This is a genomic window from Nostoc sp. NMS4 (assembly GCF_017115095.1).
Classification (GTDB): Bacteria; Cyanobacteriota; Cyanobacteriia; order Cyanobacteriales; family Nostocaceae; genus Nostoc.
In genome coordinates, this window is sequence record NZ_JABXKI010000375.1 from 1 (window position 1) to 11,523 (window position 11,523).

Consider the following 11,523-nt stretch of genomic DNA (forward strand, 5'->3'; position numbering starts at 1 on the left):
AATGTTGAATTAAGAGTAGATGGCAGCTTAATGCGTGTTTATGTTGCGGCTCCCAAAGCAGCCGGAAAATACCCTGCTATTATCTTTTACAGTGATATTTATCAGTTAGGTGATGCAATGATTCGTCTAGCTAACTACTTAGCAGGATACGGCTATGTAGTAGCAGCCCCAGAAATTTTTCACCGAATTGAGCCAGTTGGTTTAGTAATTGAGCCAGACGATCTGGGACGGATGCGGGGTAATGACGATGCGCGTCGAACCTCGGTAGCTGATTATGATGCCGATTGCCTTGCTGTGATTGAATTTCTGAAAACAGAGAGTGCAGTTTCTCCAAATAAAATAGGCACTCTCGGCTTTTGTATTGGTGGACATTTAGCCTTCCGCGCCGCATTTGAAAGCGAAATTCGGGCGTGTGTCTGCTGTTATCCTACAGGTATTCCCAGTGGTAAACTAGGAAAAGAGGTAGCCGATACAATCCAGAGGGTGAGTGAAATCAAAGGCGAGATGCTAATGGTATTCGGTACTCTTGACCCTCATATACCAGATAGCGATCGCCAAACCATAATAAAATCAATTGAGAATGCTAAAATACCTCACCAAGTTTTCTTGTATGAAGCAGAACATACATTCATGCGCGACGACGGTTATCGTTATGATTCGAGTGCTAGCACCGCAGCTTGGGGTGAAATAATAACTTTCTTAGGGCGCATATTTACAGACTGAAAACTTATATTATTGCTTGCTTCGCGTCAATTTCGAGTTGTCTCCAATGCTAATAAACCAGCACCATAAGCAGGTTCATCCCTGGGAAAAATCACCTTTACTTCAGGAAACTTCTTAGCAATAGATGCTGCAAATCTTTCATGTATCTTGCATCTACCGCGCCATACACTTCCCGTTGTAACTACTTCTAAAACTGAGTCATAACTAAAAATTGCATCAATTACTGTAGATGTAGCTTTTACTAACTCTTTGACAGCATCATCAATTATGATATTCGCTACTATATCACCTGACGCGGCAGCAAAATCTACAACTGGTGCTAAAGCAGCTATCTGTTTAACTCCCCATCCTCGGCGATATACTACTTCTATTAAATCTTCAATACTGTCCAAATCAAGATGCTGCTTGAAACCCTCTAGCATACTCGTTGACATTTCCCGCCCATCATAAGATTGTAATGCTGCGTTCATACCTGCGATCGCAATTTTATAGGCACTACCTTCATCTCCTAAAATATACCCCCAACCGCCGACTCGCTTCGTATCTCCCTGATGATTTCGCCCAAAAACTATCGAACCCGTACCTGCTGCAACCACAATTCCTACAGGCTGACCAATTCCACCAGCTAAAGCAATTAAAGCATCGTTACAAATTATAATACTCTCTGGCTGTAATGCCCAAGTAATAGGCAATTTGTTATTTTGTAACTCTTCAACTAAACCTTTTACTACTTCAACATCTGCTGCACGGCCTACACCTGCCAAACCCAGACATATAGCCTCAATATTGACATTATTTGTAATTATTGCTGCCTCAATTGCATTGTGAATTGCAGATTGAATAGATTCTAAAGTTGCTTCGATACCTATACTCTGATAATTAGATGACCCAGTTTCACCACGACCTAGTACTTGACACGAATCATCCATTAAGACACAAACAGTCTTGCTACCGCCGCCATCTATTCCTAAAACATAACTCATGGATTGCAATAATGTTAATTATTTTGACGTTTCAGTTCTTCTTTTAAAGGAATAAAAAATAGAGCAATCATCCCAGGAATGGTCAGAAAACAGACCAAGACAAAAAATAATGGATAGCCAAGTGCTTTTTGTAAATAACCACTGACTAATCCGGGTAACATCATTCCTAAAGCCATAATGCCAGTAGATATGGCAAAATGAGAAGTTTTATATTCGCCTTGGCAGATATACATTAAATAAACACTAAAAGCTGTAAATCCAAAACCATAGCCAAATTGTTCCAAGGAAACCAAGGGATACACTAATGTTAGGGAAGGTTTCGTGTAAGCCATATACACATAAAATATATCAGGTAAATTCAAAGCTAAAGCCATAGGGAAGAGACATTTTTTTAATCCATATTTAGAAATTAGTAAGCCCCCTAAAATTCCTCCACAAATAAGGGAGATTACCCCAAATGTACCGTAGACCAATCCGACATCTGATGTTGATAGCCCTAAGCCCCCTACTTCTGGCTTATCCAATAAAAATAAAGAGGCTATTTTCACAAGCATTGCTTCGCCAAATCTGTAGAGCAAGATAAATGCTAAAATATTTATAATTTTATTCTGAGCAAAATATGAGCTAATGATTGACCAAAAGGGTATATTTTCCCTAGCTTGTATTTGTCGTTGATCATCTGATTCAGGTAAGGGTAAAATTAGGCGATGGTAAATAAACAAAATTGCTAAAATTAAAGCTGAGAAGCCAATGGCTATAGTCCAGCTTAAAGGAATATTGTTGAGAGATACTTCAAGCTGACCTGCTAAGACTACTAATATTCCAGAACCAAAAATGACAGCCATTCGATAAAATAGTGAGCGAATACCGACAAATAAAGCTTGTTGTTCTGGAGATAAAGCGAGGAGGTAGAAGCCGTCTGTGGCAATGTCATAAGTTGCAGAAATAAATGCTCCTATTGTTAATGTTGCGAGAGAGATGAAAAAGAAATTTGGCAGTTGTAAGGAGATGGCTATCAAACCCAAGCAGCAGAACATGGCAAATTGGGTGTAAATTATCCATTTGCGTTTGGTAGAGTAAATATCAACAATTGGTCCCCAAAACATTTTGATGACCCAAGGTAGATAGAGAAAGCTTGTCCATAAGGCAATTTGAGTGTTATCTATTCCGAGTTTTTTGTAAAAGATTACGGAAACTGTGTTGATGATAATGTAAGGTATGCCGGAGGTGAAATATAGGGTGGGGATGAATGTCCAAGGGGAGGTTGTTTGGTGTTTCATGGATTTGGGGAACGAACCGCGAAGGCGCGAAGTACGCGAAGGAAGAATTAAGAAGAAGAATAAGAAGAGAGGATAATGCGTTTGATGCCTTGTTTAAGGATGGGGACGTTAAAGTTGATGAGAAGGCCAAGGGTATGTTTGGTCATTTTAAGGTACGAGAGAACTTGAGCTTCGTGGATGGGAGCTAGGCTTTGAACGGCTTTTAATTCAACAACTACAACATCGCCAACAAGAAAATCTAATTGTCCTTCGCCAACGGGATGTCCTTTATATTCCACTGCTACTGGATGTTTAGACTTATGAGGTATCCCACGCATTATAAATTCTAGTTTCAGTGCCTTGTGATACACCTCCTCCAAAAATCCTGGCCCTAATACCCTATGTACCTCAATCGCTGCGCCAATCACAGCATACGCTAGCTGCTCCGGTTCATCACCGAGCTGCCTCATCCTTCTTTCCTCTTCCTTCGCGTACTTCGCGCCTTCGCGGTTCGTTTCCATATAATCCCTCTCCAACCCTATGGCAAAATTTATTAAAGTCCTTCCTTAGTTTGCCCGCATGACAGCAACCATTCCCAATCTCCCCAGTCTCTACGACCCCTTTTCCACCGAAGCCAAGTGGCAAAAATTCTGGGAAGACAACCAAATTTACAAAGCTGACCCCAACAAAGGCGGCGAACCCTACTGCATCGTCATTCCCCCGCCGAATGTCACCGGCAGCTTACACATGGGTCACGCCTTTGAAAGTGCCTTAATTGATACCCTCGTCCGCTACCACCGGATGCAGGGACGCAATACCCTATGGCTACCCGGAACTGACCACGCCAGCATTGCTGTGCATAGTATGCTGGAAAAGCAACTCAAGACAGAGGGTAAGACTCGCTACGAGTTGGGGCGGGAAAAATTCTTAGAACGCGCTTGGCAATGGAAGGCGGAGTCTGAGGGAACAATTCTTAATCAGCTACGACGTTTGGGTGTCTCGGTGGACTGGTCACGGGAAAGGTTTACCCTGGATGAGGGTTTATCTAAAGCTGTTGTCGAGGCATTTACTCGCCTTTACGAGGAAGGCTTAATTTATCGTGGTGAATATTTAGTTAACTGGTGTCCCGCTTCCCAATCTGCTGTGTCTGATGTGGAAGTAGAAAATCAAGAAGTTAATGGAAATCTCTGGCACTTCCGCTATCCCCTCACCGATGGTTCCGGTTATGTAGAGGTGGCGACAACTCGACCAGAAACAATGCTGGGCGATACGGCTGTAGCTGTTAATCCCAATGACGATCGCTACAAACATCTTATCGGCAAAACTCTAACTCTGCCAATTCTACAACGAGAGATTCCCATCATTGGCGATGAATTTGTTGACCCAACTTTTGGCACTGGTTGCGTTAAGGTGACTCCCGCCCATGACCCGAACGATTTTGACATGGGTAAGCGTCACAATCTGCCGTTGATTAACATTATGAACAAAGACGGCACTCTCAACGCCAATGCCGGGGAGTTTCAAGGACAAGACCGCTTTGTTGCTAGAAAGAATGTGGTTTCTCGCCTAGAAGCAGATGGCTTTTTGGTGAAGATAGAAGATTATAAGCATACCGTTCCCTACAGCGATCGCGGTAAAGTACCTATTGAACCCCTCCTCTCAACTCAGTGGTTCGTCAAAATTCGCCCCCTCGCTGACAACACTCTCGAATTCCTCGACCAGCAAACTTCCCCAGAGTTTGTCCCCCAACGCTGGACTAAGGTGTATCGTGATTGGTTAGTAAAACTCCAAGATTGGTGTATCTCTCGCCAATTATGGTGGGGACACCAAATTCCGGCTTGGTATGCTATCAGTGAAACGGGTGGACAAATTACCGATAACACGCCATTTGTGGTGGCGAAATCAGAGGCTGAAGCTTGGGATAAAGCTAAAGCACAATTTGGTGAAGGTGTCAACTTAGAACAAGACCCAGATGTACTAGATACCTGGTTTTCTTCTGGACTCTGGCCATTTTCGACTTTGGGCTGGCCAGAACAAACTCAGGATTTAGCAACTTACTACCCGACTACTACTTTGGTAACAGGCTTTGACATCATCTTTTTCTGGGTAGCCAGAATGACCATGATGGCTGGGCATTTTACGCAGCAAATGCCTTTCCAAACGGTTTACATCCACGGGTTGGTGCTGGATGAAAAAGGCCAAAAGATGTCTAAGAGCAAAGGTAATGGCATTGACCCATTGTTATTAATTGACAAATATGGTACTGATGCCCTGCGCTATACCCTAATTAGAGAAGTGGCTGGCGCTGGTCAAGATATCCGGCTAGAATACGATCGCAAAAAGGATGAATCAGCATCAGTAGAGGCAGCCCGCAACTTTGCCAACAAGTTGTGGAACGCAGCTCGATTTGTGATGATGAATTTGGATGGACAAACGCCGCAACAATTGGGGAACCCAGTTGCTACAGAATTGAGCGATCGCTGGATCATCTCGCGGTATCATCAAGTTATCAAACAAACCACCAATTACATCGATAATTACGGTTTAGGGGAAGCAGCTAAGGGATTGTATGAGTTTATCTGGGGTGATTTCTGCGATCAATATATTGAACTGGTGAAATCCAGATTGCAAGCAGATGCCAATCCAGTATCGCGGCGGGTAGCACAGCAAACCCTCGGCTACATACTGGAAGGGATTATGAAACTCCTTCATCCCTTCATGCCTCATATTACCGAAGAAATTTGGCAAACTCTCACCCAACAATCACCAGACACACCACAAACTTTACCGTTACAAATCTATCCCCAGATAGATGCAAACTTGATTGATCAAGCTTTAGAAGAACAGTTTGAATTACTAATTGCTACTATCCGCACAATTCGGAATTTGCGGGCTGAGGCGGATATTAAGCCAGGGGTAAAAGTAATAACGAATTTGCAAACTGAAAGTGAGAAAGAGCGGGAAATTCTCACGGCGGGACTTGATTACATTAAAGATTTGGCCAAAGTTGAGAGTTTAACCATTACTGACAAGCAAGAAAACCAAACTGTTGCAGCGAAAAAACCTCAAAGGGGTTTGAAGACAATTGGCTTAATTATTGTGGCCATTGTCTTTGGTAGAGTGGGTTTAGCTGCGGGAAATGCCATTGATGACATTCCCATCGTCGGAACTTTCTTTGAACTAGTTGGTTTTGGTTACACAGCATGGTTTGTTAGCCAAAATTTACTCACTGCTCAAGCAAGACTTAAGTTATGGAGCCGATTTTTCCCGCAGAAAGAATTAGAACAATCACAAGAAACAGAAAATGCGATTGCAGGTGTAATTGGTACAATACAAGTGCTAATTCCCCTAAGCGGTGTAGTGGATATTGAAGCTGTACGTGCCAAGCTAGAGAAAAGTTTGAGTAAAGCTGAAGCTGAAGTTCAATCCTTGAGTACCAGATTAAACAATCCTAGTTTTGTAGATAGAGCTAGGGCTGACGTGGTACAGGGGGCGCGGGAAGCCTTAGCAGAAGCACAGAAGCAAGCTGAAATTTTGCGCGATCGCCTCAAAGGGTTGCCGTAAGGATCGCCTACATAGCTTAGGATAGTCTAATGGGTAATGGGAGTGTTAATAATTCCCAATTACCCATTACCAATTAACAAGATCCAAATATCCATTTTGCCACTTATTTTTTATTAAATTTTTTTGAATTTTGTTAGCGCAGCTTTAGCGAGTCCTCGAGCGTCATTTTGAATTTTGAATTGGAGCGAAGCGACCCTCATGCTATATCTAGCCCAGGTGCGTAAAAATGATTTTTTAGACCAGCACCAGTTACGCTTGTTGGCGCGTCAAGAAGCTGATAACTTGTGGGCAATAATTCCCGAAGAAGCTTTCATTCTGCTGGGAAAGGGAAAAATCATGAGTGAGAACTTGCTTGTTTTAGTGGAACTTTCTTCTACAGGCGACATTGAAAAAATAGAAGACGCTACCAACTGGATACTCCATCTGGTACAAAACTACCTCACCATCGGTATTACCCCAGAATTTTTGCAGCACGAAGCCGAGCGAGCACAAGATTGGCGACAATCCTTGACGTTGCAAAACCAAGACTTAGCAAGGCGTTCCTTAGAGTTAGAAGCCAGACGCGAACAAATTCAAGCCTTAGAAGAAAGCCTGAAACGCGAGAAAAACGGTTATTCCCAAGAGGAAAGTTAAACCAATTCGCAATTCGCAATGACGCTCTCTACGCAAGGGGAATAACTGAAGTTGAGATTAGTTCTCTAACATGCTCTGCGGAATCTTGTTGTAATGCGGATGCCGCGATCGCTTCACTTTCAACTATATTTAACCGAGCGATCGCCTGTTTGACTCTAGCTATACTTTGGGGATTTACGCTCAACTCATCCAGCCCTAAACCTAATAAAATTGGTGTTGCTAAAGTATCTGCTGCCAATTCTCCACATAATCCTACCGAAATCCCTGCTGTATGAGCCGCTTGGATAGTTTGCTGCACCATTCGTAACACGGCTGGATGTAGCGCATCAACTAAATTTGCCACGCGGGGATTAGTGCGATCGCTAGCCATGATATACTGAGTCAGATCGTTAGTACCAATACTAAAGAAGTCTACTTCCGCAGCTAACCGATCGGCGATCGCAACTGCTGAGGGAACCTCTACCATAATTCCCACTTTCATCGCTGCATCAAAAGAAATACCAGCTTGATTTAGTTCCCCTTGCACTTCACCCAAAATTACCTTAGCTGCCCGGACTTCAGTTAGAGTCGCAATCATCGGCAACATGATCTTAATTTGATGTCCCACACCAGCTCTCAAAATTGCCCGTAACTGAGTTTTGAAGAGTTCTGGACGATCTAAACAGAAACGAATTCCCCGCCAACCTAAGAAAGGGTTAGCTTCTCTTAACCCTACTGTCAGATAAGGAAGTGGCTTATCACCACCGACATCGAGGGTACGAATAATTAGCGGACGATTATCTAAAACTTCAGCGATCGCCTGATAAACTAATAATTGTTCTTCTTCAGTCGGAGCGCTTGTCCGGTCTAAATACAGAAACTCAGTGCGGAGTAGTCCCACACCTTCTGCACCGCTAGCCACAGCCACTTGCACATCATTTATACTACCAATATTGGCGAAAACGCTAACTTGCCGGCGATCGCGAGTAATGGCTGGCTGATGTGCTGTAGCTTGTGCTTCCTCTTGGGCAATTTGCCAAGCTGACTGCTTTGCTGCCAGTAAATCTAAGATATCCGATCCCGGTTCTACCCAAACTTTGCCACTTTCACCATCAAGCGCCATCATTGTACCATCTACCAAGTGCAACACCTGGGCATCTACTCCCAAAACTGCGGGAATACCCAATGTCCGGGCGATAATTGCGCTGTGAGAAGTGGCGCTACCAGAAGTTGTACAAATACCCAACACCTTTGTCGGATCTAGTCTAGCTGTATCTGAGGGGGTTAAATCAGTCGCCACCAAAATCCCAGGTGACTCAAGATGCAGGTTTGCAGGGGCATTCCCAACTAGTAATCGCAGCACTCTTTGTCCAACATCTACAACATTATCAACTCGTTCTTGCAAATAAGAATCTTCAAGGGTGTGGTAAGAAGTCACTACTTCATCTACTACAGCTTGCCAAGCTGCTTCAGCATTAATATGGTTGTCTAAAATGCGCCCATAAGCCGCTTCTAACAGTACTGGATCTTCTAAAAATAGTAATTGGGCATCAAAGATGGCGGCTTCAGCATCACCAATTTGCAGAGATGCTTGGGAGAAAACTGCTTGAATTTCTTGTCGGGCGGTGTAGATTGCTGCCTGTAATCTTTGCCACTCTACATCAGGATCGTCTACGTGGTATTCCGTAATAGAAATGTGAGTGGGTTGATAATGAACAACAGGGGCGATCGCTACTCCACCAGAAGCTGCAATCCCCGAAAATTCGCCGTAAGTTGCTGGAGTAACTTCATGGTGAAATGCTGGCGGAGAATTCAAGGCAAGATTATCTTCCCCAAAATTATTGGCAAATAATGTCTGTAATGCTGTCAGTGCCTCATCTGCATCAGAACCAGTGGCAGTAATTACCAATTCGTGTCCTTGACGCACCCCTAAAGTAGTAACTTGGTTAATACTATCACCCCGAACTAGCTCAGTATTCCTCGTTAAATTCCGCATCAAAATTTGGGATTGAAACCGGGCGGCGGTTGCGACAAACTGGGCGGCGGGGCGGGCGTGTAATCCTAAGCGATTGCTGACAATTAAACGAATTTCTCGCGTTGGCGCTTCTATATTGGTTGTGATTGGGCTGCCAACTGACAACTGACTACTAACTACACCCAATTGAGTCGCTTTTGCCAAGAGTGCGCCGCGTGCTTCCGCCATGACTTCGTGAATATCTCTACCAGCCGCCGCCGCTACTACAGCAGCGATCGCACCTTCTACTAGAGGTGCTTCACACAAATACACTTTTTCCTGCTGGGCTTCTGGTAAAAACTCGATTGCCATTTCTGCACTCAGCAAAGCACTACCCAAATCCATTAACACCAAGACACCATCATCAGAAAAAACAGAAGCGATCGCCTCATAAACCTGAATCGGATCTGTACCCAATGGATTTTCCGAATCTTCCATACCTGCTGCTACAGCAATGGCAACTTGGCCTTGAACCATTTGCGCGGCGAGTTCCCGCACACCCAAAGCTAGTTGTTTACTGTGAGAAACGATAACAATTGCGATCGCGGCCACACCGTCAACCTTGTTGAGAGGTTTGCGTTTAGCTAGTTATCCCTTTCATTTTCCCATTCTGCTACAATTGCAACTGCCCGAAAATATTCCGGTCTTTCCGGCTAGAGATACGAATAAAATAGCCTTCTTTTACAGAAATACGTGGTGTCCACTCATAAACTCCATCGCTAGCAGTACGGGAAGAAATGTTTTGGATAAGTTTGTTCTCATCGTACAACTTAATCGAGACATCACCATCAAAATTATCCCGCCACAATATTAAAAAAGGTTGATCCTTTTTTGGAAGGACTTTACCAACTGGTTGAACGATCGAGATTTTTGGCGCAAGCTGATTTTTGCTTTTCTTACGGAATCCCAGATAATGGGGTAAATGTCGGAAAGTCGGATTTTCTTGCAGATTAGACAGTTGGGGAACAATAATATTTCCTTTCTGGGAATTGAACAAATAAGTCGATCTGCCGCCGTCAACGGTAATGATATCGCCTTTGACTCCTAATTTACGTAATAAATCGGCTGCCTCATCCAGAGTTGCTTTGTTCACCGTCATAATCAACAATAACTCGTCACCCTTAACACCATCTTTGTTCAGAGTACCGATGAGTTGATACTTATTCGCTTGGTTTTGGGCTAAGACTTTCGCCGGATGATCGCTATATAGGTAAGTAGCGATCGCATTTTTCACTCTTTTTTGGTTAAGAGGCGTACCACTAGCTGGATTGTAATCGGTAATGTATGCTTGTTTCTCATCCCAGACTAAGGCTTTGAGGCGAATATTACGATAATATTTATCTTTTGGTTCCTTGATTGGGCCATAGGGGCTAGTACCGCCAGTGATCACTACACCATTGAGTTTAATCGGAAAAGATAATTGAGTACTAGATTGATATTGTTCAAAGAAAGAACAATTAATTATCGAAAAAACGTTGTTTGCGTAAAGTTTTGTATATTCGTCTGCAACATCAGAAAACAACTTATTTTGGAAAAAAGGGCTGTAATGTCCGCCTTCTCCTTTATAATACTTACCTTCATTTTGACCCATATTATCTACCTCTCCGATAATTTGGTCTATATGCATTTTGCCCAGATCGATAACTTGTAAATAGGCTTCGTTACCATTCGTTAATTGTTTTTTATATAAAGCTGCCCCGTCTATAGCTTGGAGAGGCTGATAAGACGATAGAGGGTTGAAAGTTTGGGCAATCCAAAAGCTACTCAGAATCGGCAGCAAAAAAAGCAGTAAATTGATTAGAGTATTCATCGTCTCGCGATCGCAATTACTAAGTTATCGTTAGGAGTCGTGTAAAAATAAGTTGAACAATTTAATATTTGTAGTGCGGGCATCTTGCCCGCGCGAGCAAGATGCTCGCACTACTTATTTTTACTTGATGCCTTACTACTTTAAGGCGAATGAGTTGCGATGTCTGCGGGTTTTGCTAGCCTACGCCTAACGGTATTCACTATTAAGCTATTAAAATTACCAATGCACACATAATCAAATTTAGCAAGAACACCTGCAAACCATCCCACACTCATGTCGAAAATTGAGAAACTCTGTTAACAGTAATTGCATTCAGCAATCGAATGCAAGGTACTTACAAAAGCACTTTGCAATCCTTACCAATTAAAGATTAAAGAACATGGATTAAATAAGATGCAAAACTTTATCCTTTCTCTCAATCCCTCTCCTTTATAAGGAGAGGGATTGAGGGTGAGGTAAACCAAGGGATATAAATTGCATATTATTTAATTCTCATTCCTAAACGACTGCAAAGTTGTTTTCAGTTAGTGTCACACCACCAGATAGTTGTGCAAATTT

The 11,523-nt window shown here is 42.9% G+C and carries 8 protein-coding genes; 3 read left to right on the forward strand and 5 right to left on the reverse strand.

Going from position 1 to position 11,523, the window contains the following annotated elements:
• Positions 1 to 723: dienelactone hydrolase family protein (locus HWQ37_RS31545; protein ID WP_292754757.1), on the forward strand; the 723-nt coding region annotated here is incomplete at its 5' end.
• A 26-nt stretch (positions 724 to 749) separates the two neighbouring features.
• Here the strand turns inward: HWQ37_RS31545 and HWQ37_RS31550 are convergent.
• Genes HWQ37_RS31550 through HWQ37_RS31560 form a run of 3 tightly spaced genes read right to left on the reverse strand, consistent with a single transcriptional unit; the run spans position 750 to position 3,486 of the window.
• Positions 750 to 1,706, reverse strand: coding sequence for an N-acetylglucosamine kinase (locus HWQ37_RS31550; protein WP_292754759.1), 957 nt, complete (start codon positions 1,704 to 1,706; stop codon positions 750 to 752).
• Between the two features lie 14 nt (positions 1,707 to 1,720).
• Positions 1,721 to 2,986 (reverse strand): MFS transporter, encoded by a 1,266-nt coding sequence (locus HWQ37_RS31555; RefSeq protein WP_292754762.1) that lies wholly within the window; start codon positions 2,984 to 2,986, stop codon positions 1,721 to 1,723.
• A 47-nt stretch (positions 2,987 to 3,033) separates the two neighbouring features.
• Positions 3,034 to 3,486: a GxxExxY protein gene (locus HWQ37_RS31560; RefSeq protein ID WP_292754765.1), complete on the reverse strand. Its 453-nt coding sequence runs from the start codon at positions 3,484 to 3,486 to the stop codon at positions 3,034 to 3,036.
• Between the two features lie 58 nt (positions 3,487 to 3,544).
• Between HWQ37_RS31560 and HWQ37_RS31565 the strand changes: the two genes are divergently transcribed.
• Complete coding sequence (locus tag HWQ37_RS31565; RefSeq protein ID WP_292754768.1) at positions 3,545 to 6,529, forward strand: valine--tRNA ligase; 2,985 nt, start codon at positions 3,545 to 3,547, stop codon at positions 6,527 to 6,529.
• Between the two features lie 198 nt (positions 6,530 to 6,727).
• Positions 6,728 to 7,162, forward strand: coding sequence for a hypothetical protein (locus HWQ37_RS31570; protein WP_292754771.1), 435 nt, complete (start codon positions 6,728 to 6,730; stop codon positions 7,160 to 7,162).
• 28 nt (positions 7,163 to 7,190) lie between these two features.
• Here HWQ37_RS31570 and ptsP read toward each other — a convergent pair whose 3' ends face one another.
• Together ptsP and HWQ37_RS31580 are read right to left on the reverse strand one after the other, a co-directional pair.
• A complete protein-coding gene (gene ptsP / locus HWQ37_RS31575; protein ID WP_292754774.1) occupies positions 7,191 to 9,707 on the reverse strand; it encodes a phosphoenolpyruvate--protein phosphotransferase in 2,517 nt (838 codons plus the stop codon).
• A gap of 61 nt (positions 9,708 to 9,768) precedes the next feature.
• Positions 9,769 to 10,965 (reverse strand): hypothetical protein, encoded by a 1,197-nt coding sequence (locus HWQ37_RS31580; protein ID WP_292754777.1) that lies wholly within the window; start codon positions 10,963 to 10,965, stop codon positions 9,769 to 9,771.
• Positions 10,966 to 11,523: the final 558 nt, after the last annotated feature.